This is a genomic window from Bacillus cereus group sp. MYBK14-1 (assembly GCF_051916885.1).
GTDB classification, from domain to species: Bacteria; Bacillota; Bacilli; order Bacillales; family Bacillaceae_G; genus Bacillus_A; species Bacillus_A cereus.
This window is the reverse complement of record NZ_JBQAHM010000002.1, coordinates 40477-54235: the sequence shown is the minus strand read 5'-3', so window position 1 is coordinate 54235 and position 13759 is coordinate 40477. Positions and strand designations below refer to the sequence as shown.

The window sequence follows — 13759 nt, the reverse complement described above, 5'->3', positions numbered from 1 at the left end:
TATGTATACTCATGTCCTGCTCTTTATTTATGCTCTCGTAATGGCACGTGGAAATAAAATATTATTTTCTAAATGAATGTGCTCAAATAAATCAGACTCTAGCGCTTCAAGACGTTGGTAAACAAGTCGATAAGTACCGCAAGCTCCTTCTGGAGGAGTAAAGTCATTTGTAACTTTACGAAGTTCTTTAATAATGTTGCCTGCGTGGTTATGTTCATTTTCCAACTCATCTACTATTTTACGTAATTTCACATAGTTTTCGTCAATTGGATTTTGTTCAAATTCTAAAATTAATGGGAAATCTTCTGTTTCTTCTTTAATTAAATGCTGTTCTAATTCCATCTTTAATTCGTGAAATAGCTTATGAATTTGAGCTAAGTGAGGCTGACTTGCTCCGTGGACGCGTAATACTTTCGTCACATACGGACTTAACTGTGGTAATTCTTCATTTAAATAGCGATGATGCTTATTTATAACATAATCAATCAATTCACGATAAGAAGCATTTTTCCAATCAATTTCAGATTCATTTAATCGTTTCGTATTATTATAAAGTGTATTTAATTCTGTAAGTACTTCTGTTGCTGATAAATTTCTTTCATGAATTGCATCAATAAGTGGTTTATTACCACCACAACAAAAGTCTATTCTATATGATTTAAAAAGATTACTAGCTTTTGGAAATTGTGTAACAATCTCACCGACAATAGAAGTTTCAGTAAATGTATGTTCCATATGAATGCCTCCATAAAGTTTGAATGTAATATCTAAATTAAGAATAGCAATAAATGAAAAACAATGTGGTGATTGAAATCACTTATAATGTGTCAATTTTAAGGATAATCAAATGAGTTTTATAAAAGGAAGAGGGAGAGGGAATTCGTCATAATAGTTTCTGATAATAAAAAAGAAGCTTACTAGAAGCTTCTTTTTTACTACTATTTTTCACATGCAACTCCATCGCCATCACGATCAAGATGTGAGTCATAACCTGGTTGTCCTTTATATAGAGGAGCTTTCCCGGCAGCTCTAACTGCGGCACAATTTTTGTAATATGCACTACTAGTATTTCCTGAAGCAGGTTGTGTTTGAGCTTGCTGTGCTTTTTGCTCTTCTTGTTGCTTACGAGCTTGTTCATCAGCCTGACGTTTTTGCTCTTCTTGTTGCTTACGAGCTTGCTCATCAGCTAAGCGTTTTTGCTCTTCTTGTTGCTTACGAGCTTGTTCATCAGCCTGACGTTTTTGCTCTTCTTGTTGTTTACGAGCTTGTTCACCAGCCTGACGTTTTTGTTCCTCTTGTTGTTTACGAGCTTGTTCATCAGCCTGGCGTTTTTCATCCTCTTGCTTACGGGCTTGTTCATCGGCTAGACGCTTCTCATCTTCTTGCTTTTGAGTTTTTTCGTCCGCCTCTTTTTTCTTTTCGCTATCTTTCTGTTCTTCATTGTTAGAAGCAACTTTTGTACTAGTTGCTGTCGTTTTTTCAGAAGAAGAATCTGAAATACCTGATAGCGCAACAAAAATGACAAATAATACGGCTGTAATAATAAATTGTTTTTTCGCTACACCTGTTTTCTTAATAACAGATAAGATTGCTAGAACAAGGAAGAATATAAATAGAATGAAACTTAAAGTAGAAAAAAACTCGACGACGGGGTGTTACGATTTTGTTGTACCGGCCGTTATTAATATAATAGAAATCATAAAAAGAATAACGGTAGGACGTCCATATTGTTTTGCTTTTCCATTTTTCTTAAAGAATGAAATAATACATAAGATTAAAAGAATAAAAGCAATAAAAAATAAAGCTGCACCAATATTACTTAAAAGCGTCATTTTCATACCTCCATTTGTAAGATTCTTCTTATTGATTATATAGGAACTTATTGGATATTACACGTTTTATATAAATTTAGAAAGTTAATATTTTTACTAGACTTATAAACATTTATTTTGTATATAAGGAAAAATAGATATATTTCCTATTACGTTTTGAAAGAGATTTCATAAATTATAGTATATCGATTGAAAGGAGGAGATTTGAATGGAATTTCAATTGTTGGTAACTTGTATATTACAAGAAGGTAATGCTTACTTTTTAGTAACGAAGGTAGACGATGTTATTACGTTAAAAGTACCGATTACTGCGGGAGTAGCAGGTTTATTTTTAGCTTTAGGTGTACCAAGATGTTCTTAATTTAAATCTCTATAGTAGAAGGGGAAGGGACATGCCTTCCTTTTTTACTATTACATAATATAATTATGTAAATTTAAATATCATATTTGTGATAGCACGTTTGAAATGGACATGCATATACTATAATGTTTCATTGGATGTTAGCGGTGAAAGGTAGTTTTAATAAGTGCATCCAGTGATGTTTTTAAGTTATGAAAATAAAAGAGGTGCTATTATATATGAAAAGAAAAACATTTGATATTCCAGTTACATTGCGAAGAGAGTGGTTTTTACTAGAGTTAGCTTATTTAACGAAAAAATATGGAATTGAAATTGCAACTAGCAAAATGGATGCTGCACCGTTTTTAAGAGATCAAGTTACAGAATCAAAGATAGGGAAAGGGTTACAATACGATAAATATGATGATGAATATATAATTGAAAATTAAAGGGTAACAACAAAATTAAATTAATTTATAACAAAGTATAAAATAAAGCAGATTCTAAATATAGAATCTGCTTTATTATGAAGTACTTGTAGTCAACTAACCTCTTTCTAGTGTTTTTCCTACATATTTCTCTTGCGTTATTCCAAAAGATTCACGAAGAATGCGAGCATAATCTTTAGATTCTATTGGTCGTTTATTTTTAGTGCCTTTAAAGGTTTCTGTATAATTTTTATTTGTTAATGATATGTGACCATAAGTAGTTAATTTACAAGTGATAGCCCCTTTATTAAAAGGAGATTCTTTATGCTCTACAATCACTTTTTGAATGTTATTCACTTTTTTCTCATCTATTGGATCTACAGTGAAAGCATAGCCTATTTTCCATTCGTTTGAAGGTTCAGATTGTAAGAAACTTGTAGATTCCCCGTTAGCTCCTTTTCTCATTTCTAAAATATGCGTACCTTTTCGAGTATTTCGCTTACGAATTCGATATTCTCCTGTTTGAGAGGAGATGACTTCTCCGTTAAAAGGGACTGGATGTAAAGGGAGATGAGATGCAAAACCTGCATCCACAACATAATCTTTATCCTCATGACTTAATATGATAATGACATGACCATCATCGGGTTTCCATTTATTATCGTACAGATCATAAACAGTACCGGCTACTTTGTATACTTGAAACCCACAATCAATTAAAAAATAATACAATAAGGAGTTTAATTCATAACAAAGTCCACCTCGTTTTTGAATAAGTAACTTTTCTATTAAGTTATCTTTTGAGATATTTTTAATAGTACCAGCCATAATATCAAGATTTTCATAGGGGAGAATCATTCCCATTTTTAAGAGAATTTCATCTAAATCATCAAATGTTATTTCTTTTGCAGGAATTTTTAAGCGTTTAAAAAACTCTTTTTGTAAATTGGTCATCATAAAGTATTCTCCTTTCTTTTTACAGAATTTTCTTCTGCTCACCGATAGGTTAGTACTTCTAAAAAGTTAATTCAAGTGCGCGGAAATTATCATAATATATGTTTCTGGAAATGTGATTTTCTATTCTGAAATTTCAGTTTAATTTTTAATCGTAGGAAAGTCTTATAATATAAGCTCCTTTAAAATTAGTTTGTATTTAATGAAAAGAAAGTACATATCTTTATTATATTTTTAAATAACTAACTAGTAATAAAATGTTTTTTCACTAAAATTTTTTCAAGATTTGTATGCTTTATATAAACAATATTGATTTAAAAAATATCTGGATGTAGCTAAGTTAACAATTATTGAGAAACTTTTTTGTCGTATTCTATCAAAAGGAAGAGGTAGAAACAAAGAGAATAACGAGAGTTAAGGAAGAGGGTATACAACTAGTAACCTTCTAAAAATAGGGCTAACATCTTTTTAAAATAAAAGATTAGCTATTATTAAGGAAGGGAAAATATAAAATATTATAAAGAACACCTTCTTTCAAAAAAATAGGGGGAGTAATATGCGACTGATGAGAAGATGCGTGGCCTTACTAATTGTATTTTTTATCATGGCTCCAACGATTAGCACAAATGTACAGGCAGAAGTTGTAAAAGAGCTTGGAAAGGGGTTTCCTGATACAGAAGTATTCACACCTGGAGAATGGTTTTTAGGCCAAAAACCTGCTAATTATGATGAGAATAAACCGCCAATTCTCTTTGTACAAGGAAGAAATGGTAATGCTGATAGTTGGTATGGAAAGACAGTATATCATGATATAAATGATATGTATGATTATGCTTTAAAAGCAGGCTATCAAACAGTGTTTATACAATTGTATGATGCTGCGGGGAAAGGTTCGGCTAGTCAGTGGGATAACGGAAAATTGTTAGCACAAAAACTGGAAGAAATATATAATCATTTCGGTAAAAAAGTTAATATTGTAGCGCATAGTAAAGGTGGTATTGATACACAAGCCGCATTAGTTGAATATGGTGCGAATCGATTTGTTGGAAATGTTATTACACTTGCTACACCGCATCACGGCTCAAATTTAGCAGATTTGTCATATAGTTGGTGGGCAGGGTGGCTTGCTTCTATATTAGGTCAAAAAGATGATGGTACGTACTCGTTACAAATAGGTGAAATGGCAAAGTTTCGTTCAATAATAGATAACAACCCAGCAGCTAAATTAAACCGTTACTATACGGCTACTGGAACTAGCTGGGGGCCAACATTTTCTGCATTATCTATGGGTGGGTTATATTTATCATCGTACGGTTCAAATGATGGACTAGTAAATGAATGGAGTGCCAAGCTATCGTACGGTACACATTTATTTACAGATTCCAGATTTGATCATGACAATATAAGAAAAGGATCAGCTGTTTTTGCACGAATTGAACCATATTTACGTACGACAAATGTGGGATTACCAGCTTTAGTAGCATCTAGCACTAGTTCAAATGAAAATCTAGAACAATTAAATACAACTTCAAATCAAAATATTTTAGGAGGCGAATTACCACAAAATCAGTGGATAGAGCAAAGTATTTCTGTTGATAAAAAGGCTGAAGGAATAGTTTCTGTACTAACTGCTTCTTCTGATGTTGAAGTACAAATGGTATCTCCAAAAGGAAAAATCTATGCAAATAAAGATAGCGCTATAACTACTAGTGAAGGCGAATCTTTTTTTAATGGGGCGACAATTAGAACATTTAAGTTTGATAAATTGGAAGTAGGCGAATGGAAAATCAAAATGATGGCGAAGCAGTCGAAAGATGCATATTTAGTTGTAAGCGATTACAAGGATGGCGCGCCATTTGTTCTTCAAATGCCTACAAAAGTTAAAGTAAATAAACCTGAGTATAAACTGAAAAAATCACCTGTAGCACCTGAAATGAAAGGGGATCTTTCCATAACAGTAAGAGTCGTTAATAAAGAAGGTAAGTTAGTCTCTGAATTTAATGAATTACAAAATGTTAATACGAATACATTTACAGGTGCTTTGAAAGATATAAAACAATCGGGAGTATATAACGTTACGATGGATATAAAAGGGATGAATAAAGAAGGAAAATCATATAATCGTACGATTGTTAAGTCGGTTTATGTAGAGAAATAAGGAAGAATAAATAAGTATAATAAAAAAGTGCAGAAATCTTGTGTTAGAAAGAATTCTGCACTTTTTTTGCGTGATGAAAGATAATAAAAGTCGAAGAAAACTGTTATTCAATAAAAAAAGATGCTGAAATAGCATCTGAATGTAAAGAAATAATATTAACTTAGTTTTGTAACTGTTAATTCAACTGAATTTATACCATTGTCACAAGTTACAATACTTTGACGATTAAAACCACTATTATTTCTAAGTTGAAGAGTTGAATTAGCAGGCACTGTAACAATCGTTTCGCCAACGAGTTGAAGACATTCGTTATTTGATGAAGTATTCATTTGAATAGCGAAGTCACCTTGACTATTAGCAAGTGGATTGTTATTTAAAAATATAGTTATGACTGGGATATGTGGAAATACAGGATTTAAAGTAGTATTAATACTGGAAATGAACGAAACTCTATAATCACCAAATTGTCTAAAGTGTATAGTAGTAGGATTTAGTAAGGAAACGCCTCCTGCTAAAGGTCCAACGTGATTAAATGGAAAAGGATCGCCAAAAGGAACAGTTATAAATTCAGTTTGCCAAAAAGTTCCGTATGCAGGACAGCTGCGTTTATGTGAATGGTCACATGAACATTTTTTATACGAGTTTGAAGAATGATAGTATGAACCCAATATATTACCTCCTATTCTTAATAAATTTAAACCACATAGTAGTTTATGAAGGTGAATCACAATTGGCGTGTATGCTTGTACTATAAAAGGAGATAGATGTGGAATATAAAGTGGTCAAATGATGAAATGTAGTATTTGGGTATTACCTGTAACACCTTTTGAAGATGATAAGGTTCATAATTTGATAGAAAAATAAATGGAATTTCTAAATAGATTGAAGTAACGAGGAAACGTTTATCCCGCTATTTTCCGAGCAGTAAGACTCCCATCTCAAAATTCAGCGAAAGCAAAGAAGTTAGGTGGGGATGAACAAAACCCCCCCTCATTAAAGTTTCACTTTACTATATTAATTTCGTCTGACAAACAGCAATATTATCTTTCGCTGTATGGATGTTATCATTTGGTGAAGTTATGGCATTTAACTGTATGTATATTAGGTTATTCAGTTTATTTTTTTATTTGCGTAGCTGAGCAGGAAGAAGTCAGAAAATATAGAATAATGTACATATGAAGCATCGTTTGTTTTTGGTGTGAATAGTAATTAAAGATACGCTAAAATATTTAAAATTGTAACGAAAGAGAGATTAAATAATAGAGGGAGCAACTTACATGGAAAATATATTAAAGGTATCTTCAAAATCAAGCCCAAATTCAGTCGCGGGTGCAATAGCGGGTGTACTAAGAACAAGTGGTAATGTGGAAATTCAAGCGATTGGGGCTGGAGCTATAAATCAAGCGATTAAAGCAATTGCGATTGCAAGAGGGTTCGTCGCTCCAAGTGGTATTGACTTAGCCTTCGTACCAGCATTTCAAGAGATTTCTATCAATAATGAAGATAGAACAGCGATTAAATTAATTGTAGGTCCTAGAAAGAAAAGGTCTTAGTAGAAGAGAGTGTTACTATAAGGGGAAAAGACCAATAGACTTCCCATGTTAGATACGTTATTTTATGTAACCGATCCTTGGGTGTGGACATGGCATTATGCCGGACGCATGTCTGTTAAGTTTTCCTTAAACTTAGCGAGTGTTCTAGATACTTAAAAATGCCAAATCCTTTGTGACATAAGGGATTTGGCATTTTTGATGTTTTTAAAAATAAACAACCCTAAAACTGCTCATTTAGAAGATTTAGTTTTAGTAGCGGCCATTGAACGTTTTTATGATAGTTTACCTGATAAATAGAAGAGTTTACCAATGAAAAGTAACTGGGGGATTCAAAAAATGAATCAAACTATTTTAGAGAAAGTCCTAAAATTTCGGGATGATAGGAACTGGAAGCAGTTCCACAATCCTAAAGATTTAGCTATTTCTCTTTCTTTAGAGGCGAGTGAGTTGTTGGAGAATTTTCAGTGGAAAAGCAGTGAGGAAGCTGTAGAAACAAAAAAAGAAGACATGAAAGATGAGTTGGCAGATCAATTGGATATTGACTTAGAAGAGATTATTATAAACAAAATAGAAAAAATAATAAAAAATAATAAAAAATAATAAAAAATAATAAAAAATATCCAGTAGAGAAATCTCGAGACTCTAAAAAGAAATATAATGAAATTTAAAAAAGGTGGAATTAAATATGTTATATCTTTTTACTGCAAGTAATGATAGTGCTATAAAAAATTTGGAAGCTACTATTGAAAAAATATATCCTATTTCTACATGTTTAGCAGATTTAGATGCCGATACAGTAACTAAACTTAAAGATAATGAATTACATGAGAATGTATGTATGTGGGGAGCAACTCCTGGTTCTTCAAATGTTGATAGATGGGAAAAGTTAAAAGAGGGTGACGGGATTTTAGCATATTCTAAAGGGGAATTTAAGTTTTTCGGGACAATTTTTGCTAAGACTCATAACCCAGATGTGGCTAGAAAAATTTAGAAAACAAACGATAATGATGAAACTTGGGAATAGATCTATTTTATTAAGGACCTAAAACCTGTAAACATTAAAGCAATCGAATTCGCAGCTTTCTTTGGCTACAAATTGAACCATACACCACAAGGATTTACTAATATTGATTCGGATTTTAGTAAAGTAAAGATTGCAGAAGAAGAGAAATCGGAAAATCGAAAAAAAACTAAAATGGAATCTGGTAGGGAAGTATGGCCTCGTGATCCGAAAAAAGCTAAACAAGCTATTAAACAGGCAGAATTTAAATGTGAAATAGATGACACACATGAAACATTTGTATCGGAAGCCAGCCGAAAAAATTATATGGAGGCCCATCATCTAATACCGTTAAGAATGCAACATGATTTTGAAAATAGTTTAGATGTTGTTGGAAATATAGTTAGTATATGTCCGAACTGTCATAGGTTGATTCATTATGGAAGAGACAAAGATAAGAAAAAAGTTTTAGAACTTCTCTTTGAATAAAGAAAAGATTCTTTGAAGAAGTTCGGTATTGAGGTATTTCTCAAAGAGCTATTTGGATACTATGGAATTCTAAAATAAGAATATTCATAGCTATAGGGAAGGTAGAATGTTTCATACTTAAACATAGGTATTATTGTGATGGAAATTTAAATTTCGTCTTTTGAAAGTATCAATAATTTGTATTATTTTTATAGGGTTATATATTTTTCTTTTGCTCTGCTGTATAGCAGAGCTCTTTTTTTGTCGTACAAAAGCCACCTATATATGTGAAGTGCACCCCAATTGTTAGGCTGTGTCTAACAATTGGGGTGCACTTCAGTCCTGTCGGGCGGCTTCTTTTAATTTATATTCACCAATTCATCAAACTTAAACTTAGTATTCAAACCAAAAGCATCTGTACAATATATAGTTTTCGTCATCGGTTCAATATGTAATACATTTATGTACATGTCTTGCACCATTCCATCACGATAGTATGAGATATGTATTTCTTCTTCCTCGTGAAAAGATTGCATTAACGCTCTTTCTATTCGTTCCATAGTATCTTGTGTTAAAAAAGGTTTAGGTACTTTATATTGTTCCTCAAACATTCTATGTATTTCCTCGTATTGCTCCGGTATTGAAGCAAACGGATTCCATTTCACCATACATCTTCCACGTACTACAGGAAAGCCGTTATATTCCATGATGTAATACCTCACTTTTGTTTTTTTAACTCCACTACAAACGAACGTGTGTTCTTTTTGGGTTTGAAAAGGGACCATTTTGTTAACATGAATATTCAAAAATAATTTTTTAAGTTAGAATATTCAAAAACTTATTTATGCAAACAAGCATGTCATGATAACCTTTAACAAAAGGGGGTAGAAGTAGATGAGTGTTGACATTATTTCTAAAGAAGAAATCACAAAATTATTAAACGACTGGTATCAAGCTATGATTTCACAACGTGTATTACAGTCTCAGAAAATAAAAGAAGATATTGCAAATAAAATCAATAATATTAAGGAAGACCAAACAATATTAGTCTACTACGCTTTATTGAATGCACGGTATAAACTGCTAATTCGGGATATGGATAGTACAAAAGATATTCTGGACAAAATCGAGCCTTTACCAGAGTCTACAGAAACATTTTTAGAGTACTATCATCATTTATTTAAAGCAATTTACGCTATTAATAAAGCAAACCATAGTGAAGCAAGAATGCAATTTGAAAAAGCTGAAACGTTTTTAGAGTACATGCATGATGAAATTGAAAAAGCTGAATTTAATTATTGGCTTGCAGTCCATTACTATCACGTATTAAAACCGATCCTAGCAGTTCAATTTGCTACAAAGGCGAATGAAGTATTTTCAATTAGTCCAGGGTATGAATTAAAAACTGCAGCATGCTTAAATACTTTAGGAATGGCACACATTCGACTAAATGAATTCGAAAGTGCAGAGGAATATTTACTTTCAGCACTAGGTACCTTCCAAAAATCTAATGATGAACTTCTTATTAAACGAGTTAAGCATAATTTAGGACTTTTATACGCAAGTCAAAACATGCCAGAGTTAGCAATTAAACACTTAGAGGATTCATTAGAAAATAACGCTAAAACTATGTTTCTTTTAGCAAGAGAACATTTTAAGTTAGGTTATAGTCATATCGCTAATGAATATATTGAGAATGGCTATAAGATTAGCGACTTATGTTATCGTCATCATTTCCGAATTTTAAAAGCAGTACATAACTATGTACCGCAAGAAGAATTAGAAAATGTGGTTATAGAAGGTATTTCGTATTTTGAAAAAGAAGAATTATATGATTGGGTAAAAGAATATGCTTCTCTTTTAGGTGAAATATTCTATGGTTCAGAAAATCACAGAAAAGCAAGCAAGTATTTGCACATCGCTTTAGATGCAGACAAAAAGAGCATAGAAAGAAGGGCGCTAAAATGAAAAAAGCAATCTTATTAATGATGATGTTATCCGCTGTTTTTACTTTTGGTCTTACTAATGCAAAAGACATACCACAAAACGAAGCAATTGAAGTGTTTATGGATCATGGAGAACATATTTAAAACCTAAGGAAGAGGGCGCTTATAGTGTCCTCTTTTTAATATCTATTATTTATATGATGAGGTTGCAGGTACGTCTTTTGGTTATTGTTTGATAAACGTAAGATGTTTCTAAAAATGTGTATACAAAGGTGTATTTTTGTACTGTATATGTTCACGTACTATATAAAAAAGTATGAAAATCTATAAAAATAATTATTTCAATAAAATTTGTTTTAGATATTAAAAAGTGCCGAAACCCTTGTGGTATAAGGGGTTTGGCACTTTTGTGTTTTTTATATTTTATCAAATAAACAACCCTAAAACTGCTCATTCTTCTCCCAAGATTCTACGATATAGTATGAAAAATCTTATTATATCAAGGTTTTTAAGTGGTGATTTCCTTCGATGCTCACATTTTGCTCACATTAAATCTTTTCATTTTTTATCAGGTGTTTTCATTAGATTTGATTATGCTCTCAAAGTTTTCCGCTGCTTGTTGCTGCATGTTCTGCGTGATGTGACTATACTTGTCTAAAGTCATTTGAATAGATGAATGTCCTAAGCGATCTTGTACGATTTTAGGGTGTTCCCCAGCCTGAAGCATAAGTGTAGCATGAGTATGTCGTAAGTCGTGTATACGAATCCGAGGAACACCAGCTTTTTTGTAGTGATCATTCAAAAAGCGATGAGGAGCATCTATATGTAAGGGCAAATGCATCGTATTGCCGGTGAAAATAAAAGCTTTTTCATTTAAGTGTATACCCCAGCGGAAAAATTCTTTCTTTTTATAGGAGTAGTAGGATTGTAACTTTTCTATAACAAAAGAAGAGATACTAATACTTCTATTTGAAGACTTAGTTTTTGTAGCAGCTTTAAATAATCCTTTTTCTGTTTTTACCAGCGATTTATTAACCACAATGCGTTTATTATCAAAGTCAATATCTTTCCATGTTAGTGCAAGTAATTCTCCGCGTCTCATACCTGTATAGATTGCAAGTAAGAAGAACATATGGTACTTAATATTTTTTTCTTTTAGATACTGGAGGAATCGATTACATTCTTCGCTAGACCAAGTTTTCATTTCACCTTGCTCTTCACGTGGTTTTTTTACTTTATTCATTATATTATCATGTATGATTTCCCATTCTACTGCATGTTTGAATATGCATCTTAAGCAGCGATGGATATTGCTGATTGTACCATTTGACAGGCCTTTTTCTTTAAGTTCAGCATAGTAGCTTTGAATCATTACAGGTTTAATACTTTTAATTTTTTTATAACCAAATGGGGGAAGGATATAGAGCTTTACTAAGCTCATGTCTTTCTCATAAGATGTAATTTTTAATTCAGCTTTACGAAGAGGCTTTAACTTTTCCCATACATCTAAAACAGTTAATTGTTTGTCATCAAAATATATTCCTTTCTCTATCTCTGTAATCATTGTTGCAGCAGCATTTTGGGCTTCTTTTTTTGTTCTAAATCCACTTTTACTTTTTTGCTGTCGTTTTCCTGTGGTGGGATCTATACCGATATCTATCGTAAAAGACCACGCATTTCCACGTTTACGGAAACTTCCTTTCATATTCAATACCTCCTGTATCGTTATTTTTGAAAGTTACAGTATTGTGATATTTGATTCTGTAATTTACTTGCTAATAATTGATTTTTATAACGTAAAAGCCTTTTTTCAGCAAATTGTGTTGTTACATTGAATTTTTCAGAGATTATATATGCTTTTAACTGTAGGGGAGGAAGCTTTCGTAACATAAAAGTAGGTACACAAAATTGTTGTGCGAAGTTTTTAGCCTTTGCTTCTTGGTACTCCAGAAACATTTGATGCATTAATAATTGATTACCAGTATGAAATAGGAGGTGACAGGTCTCATGGCCAAAATCCTCCCATTGTTCTTGCTGAGAGATACGATTATCAAGAACTAAGTTAGCTATTTGATTTCTTTCCATTGCATGACTTCCAAACGGAGCAAAGTACAGCAAAATGTTTAGCTTTTTCGCAATCTCCATCATATCAATTTGCTCGGGAACAAAAATAGATAAGGATTGGTACAAGTGCTGGATATAGTCTTCAAGTTGTGTATTGTAATAGGGTTGCGATTGAAACAAAATTTCCACTCCATTATAAAATAAGAACATTCGTTCTTATTTTATAATGGAAAAGTAAAAATTGGAAGGCAAACTAATAAGATAGGGTATCGATATAATTATAATCCACTATCTATTAACAACTTAAGGAACTGGCTATATGTGAGAGGAAGTATCCGTTATGCGAACAGTAATAATTCCTCAATAAGAATATAATTATACAGAAAGTAGGAGTAGTTTTAGGGATATTCAAAATTTTAAATCATTTAGAGTTTTATATATATTAGACATACGCTTGAATTCAGGTAATTAGCAGATAAAATGAGGGTAATATTAGAGGTGTAATACTTGTCCTATCAGATTAGTACATATAACTATAAAGTGTTATATTCTTATTTAATAATTCAAAAAGGAAATGAATAAACAAAAATAACTACACTTATTGAGTTTTTTTGCTTATTCATATAATTAACGTTTGTTTTCTTTTTGTTTGATAAATTCCCAAAATTGTTTAAGTTCTTCTTGTTTCTCTGGAGAGGCGTCTTTAATATCTTTAAACCAGAGACCTAAGTTTTGATCTTCAAAAAGATTTTCCACAAATAATCTATTATTAGAATCACTTTCTCTTCCTAGAAGATAGTCAGAAGAAACGTTAAAAATGTCAGCGGCTTTGCTAATTAAGGAGTCCTCAATAGGTCTTTTTCCACTTTCAATTCTGGATAGCACACTGTTATTAATCCCCATTTTTTTTGCGAATTCTATTTGTGACCATTTTCTTTTTTCACGTAATTGCTTTATTCGATAGCCAATTGTGGATTCTGACATTTTTTCACCAACTTCCTAAAAACATTATTATG

16 protein-coding genes and 1 pseudogene are annotated in these 13759 nt (G+C 32.0%); 9 read left to right on the top strand and 8 right to left on the bottom strand.

Going from position 1 to position 13759, the window contains the following annotated elements:
• Positions 1-27 precede the first annotated feature (27 nt).
• Together ric and ACTFR3_RS06265 are read right to left on the bottom strand one after the other, a co-directional pair.
• Positions 28-735 carry an iron-sulfur cluster repair di-iron protein gene (gene ric / locus ACTFR3_RS06270; RefSeq protein WP_000401373.1) on the bottom strand — a complete coding sequence of 236 codons (708 nt, stop codon included), beginning with the start codon at positions 733-735 and terminating at the stop codon, positions 28-30.
• 203 nt (positions 736-938) lie between these two features.
• Positions 939-1832 (bottom strand): annotated as a pseudogene (locus tag ACTFR3_RS06265) (excalibur calcium-binding domain-containing protein).
• 208 nt (positions 1833-2040) lie between these two features.
• Between ACTFR3_RS06265 and exsG the strand changes: the two are divergent.
• Together exsG and ACTFR3_RS06255 are read left to right on the top strand one after the other, a co-directional pair.
• The gene (gene exsG, locus ACTFR3_RS06260; RefSeq protein ID WP_000395679.1) at positions 2041-2193 is read left to right on the top strand and encodes an exosporium protein ExsG; all 153 of its coding nucleotides are present in this window, start codon (positions 2041-2043) and stop codon (positions 2191-2193) included.
• Positions 2194-2411: 218 nt separating this feature from the next.
• A complete protein-coding gene (locus ACTFR3_RS06255) occupies positions 2412-2621 on the top strand; it encodes a hypothetical protein (RefSeq protein ID WP_000824197.1) in 210 nt (69 codons plus the stop codon).
• Between the two features lie 96 nt (positions 2622-2717).
• On the opposite strand, the gene ACTFR3_RS06250 is transcribed toward ACTFR3_RS06255, so the two are convergent.
• Positions 2718-3557, bottom strand: a complete 840-nt coding sequence (locus ACTFR3_RS06250) for an arylamine N-acetyltransferase family protein (RefSeq protein WP_000988903.1) — start codon at positions 3555-3557, stop codon at positions 2718-2720.
• Positions 3558-4110: 553 nt separating this feature from the next.
• Here ACTFR3_RS06250 and ACTFR3_RS06245 point away from each other — a divergent pair.
• Positions 4111-5712 carry an esterase/lipase family protein gene (locus tag ACTFR3_RS06245; RefSeq protein ID WP_440044267.1) on the top strand — a complete coding sequence of 534 codons (1602 nt, stop codon included), beginning with the start codon at positions 4111-4113 and terminating at the stop codon, positions 5710-5712.
• A gap of 155 nt (positions 5713-5867) precedes the next feature.
• Here the strand turns inward: ACTFR3_RS06245 and ACTFR3_RS06240 are convergent, their stop codons facing one another.
• The gene (locus tag ACTFR3_RS06240) at positions 5868-6380 is read right to left on the bottom strand and encodes a hypothetical protein (RefSeq protein WP_000536148.1); all 513 of its coding nucleotides are present in this window, start codon (positions 6378-6380) and stop codon (positions 5868-5870) included.
• 609 nt (positions 6381-6989) lie between these two features.
• On the opposite strand from ACTFR3_RS06240, the gene ACTFR3_RS06235 reads away from it, so the two are divergent.
• From ACTFR3_RS06235 to ACTFR3_RS06220, 4 genes are all read left to right on the top strand, one after another.
• The gene (locus ACTFR3_RS06235) at positions 6990-7265 is read left to right on the top strand and encodes a stage V sporulation protein S (protein ID WP_000427799.1); all 276 of its coding nucleotides are present in this window, start codon (positions 6990-6992) and stop codon (positions 7263-7265) included.
• Positions 7266-7574: 309 nt separating this feature from the next.
• Positions 7575-7865: a hypothetical protein gene (locus ACTFR3_RS06230; protein WP_440044266.1), complete on the top strand. Its 291-nt coding sequence runs from the start codon at positions 7575-7577 to the stop codon at positions 7863-7865.
• A gap of 85 nt (positions 7866-7950) precedes the next feature.
• Complete coding sequence (locus ACTFR3_RS06225; protein WP_000966110.1) at positions 7951-8256, top strand: hypothetical protein; 306 nt, start codon at positions 7951-7953, stop codon at positions 8254-8256.
• Positions 8257-8361: 105 nt separating this feature from the next.
• Positions 8362-8754: an HNH endonuclease gene (locus tag ACTFR3_RS06220; protein WP_001016941.1), complete on the top strand. Its 393-nt coding sequence runs from the start codon at positions 8362-8364 to the stop codon at positions 8752-8754.
• Between the two features lie 338 nt (positions 8755-9092).
• On the opposite strand, the gene ACTFR3_RS06215 is transcribed toward ACTFR3_RS06220, so the two are convergent.
• Positions 9093-9440 (bottom strand): YolD-like family protein, encoded by a 348-nt coding sequence (locus ACTFR3_RS06215; RefSeq protein WP_000456179.1) that lies wholly within the window; start codon positions 9438-9440, stop codon positions 9093-9095.
• A 187-nt stretch (positions 9441-9627) separates the two neighbouring features.
• Between ACTFR3_RS06215 and ACTFR3_RS06210 the strand changes: the two genes are divergently transcribed.
• Positions 9628-10701, top strand: coding sequence for a tetratricopeptide repeat protein (locus ACTFR3_RS06210; RefSeq protein WP_000109855.1), 1074 nt, complete (start codon positions 9628-9630; stop codon positions 10699-10701).
• Positions 10698-10823, top strand: coding sequence for an aspartate phosphatase (locus tag ACTFR3_RS06205; RefSeq protein WP_000709201.1), 126 nt, complete (start codon positions 10698-10700; stop codon positions 10821-10823). The genes ACTFR3_RS06210 and ACTFR3_RS06205 overlap by 4 nt, the downstream gene beginning before the upstream one ends.
• A gap of 424 nt (positions 10824-11247) precedes the next feature.
• Here the strand turns inward: ACTFR3_RS06205 and ACTFR3_RS06200 are convergent, their stop codons facing one another.
• The 3 genes from ACTFR3_RS06200 to ACTFR3_RS06190 form a co-directional block, all read right to left on the bottom strand.
• A complete protein-coding gene (locus tag ACTFR3_RS06200; RefSeq protein ID WP_098852623.1) occupies positions 11248-12384 on the bottom strand; it encodes a site-specific integrase in 1137 nt (378 codons plus the stop codon).
• A 20-nt stretch (positions 12385-12404) separates the two neighbouring features.
• On the bottom strand, positions 12405-12923 hold the full coding sequence (locus ACTFR3_RS06195) for an ImmA/IrrE family metallo-endopeptidase (RefSeq protein ID WP_440044265.1): 519 nt from the start codon (positions 12921-12923) through the stop codon (positions 12405-12407).
• Between the two features lie 447 nt (positions 12924-13370).
• The gene (locus ACTFR3_RS06190) at positions 13371-13727 is read right to left on the bottom strand and encodes a helix-turn-helix domain-containing protein (protein WP_000004574.1); all 357 of its coding nucleotides are present in this window, start codon (positions 13725-13727) and stop codon (positions 13371-13373) included.
• Between the last annotated feature and the right edge of the window lie 32 nt (positions 13728-13759).

Excerpts from the sequence above, each read along its gene's own strand:
- ACTFR3_RS06200 (WP_098852623.1), bottom strand. The coding sequence starts at position 12,384 with ATGAAAGGAAGTTTCCGTAAACGTGGAAATGCGTGGTCTTTTACGATA.
- ACTFR3_RS06225 (WP_000966110.1), top strand. The coding sequence starts at position 7,951 with ATGTTATATCTTTTTACTGCAAGTAATGATAGTGCTATAAAAAATTTG.
- ACTFR3_RS06210 (WP_000109855.1), top strand. The coding sequence starts at position 9,628 with ATGAGTGTTGACATTATTTCTAAAGAAGAAATCACAAAATTATTAAAC.
- exsG (WP_000395679.1), top strand. The coding sequence starts at position 2,041 with ATGGAATTTCAATTGTTGGTAACTTGTATATTACAAGAAGGTAATGCT.
- ACTFR3_RS06245 (WP_440044267.1), top strand. The coding sequence starts at position 4,111 with ATGCGACTGATGAGAAGATGCGTGGCCTTACTAATTGTATTTTTTATC.
- ACTFR3_RS06255 (WP_000824197.1), top strand. The coding sequence starts at position 2,412 with ATGAAAAGAAAAACATTTGATATTCCAGTTACATTGCGAAGAGAGTGG.
- ACTFR3_RS06250 (WP_000988903.1), bottom strand. The coding sequence starts at position 3,557 with ATGATGACCAATTTACAAAAAGAGTTTTTTAAACGCTTAAAAATTCCT.
- ric (WP_000401373.1), bottom strand. The coding sequence starts at position 735 with ATGGAACATACATTTACTGAAACTTCTATTGTCGGTGAGATTGTTACA.
- ACTFR3_RS06230 (WP_440044266.1), top strand. The coding sequence starts at position 7,575 with ATGAAAAGTAACTGGGGGATTCAAAAAATGAATCAAACTATTTTAGAG.
- ACTFR3_RS06215 (WP_000456179.1), bottom strand. The coding sequence starts at position 9,440 with ATGGAATATAACGGCTTTCCTGTAGTACGTGGAAGATGTATGGTGAAA.
- ACTFR3_RS06205 (WP_000709201.1), top strand. The coding sequence starts at position 10,698 with ATGAAAAAAGCAATCTTATTAATGATGATGTTATCCGCTGTTTTTACT.
- ACTFR3_RS06190 (WP_000004574.1), bottom strand. The coding sequence starts at position 13,727 with ATGTCAGAATCCACAATTGGCTATCGAATAAAGCAATTACGTGAAAAA.
- ACTFR3_RS06235 (WP_000427799.1), top strand. The coding sequence starts at position 6,990 with ATGGAAAATATATTAAAGGTATCTTCAAAATCAAGCCCAAATTCAGTC.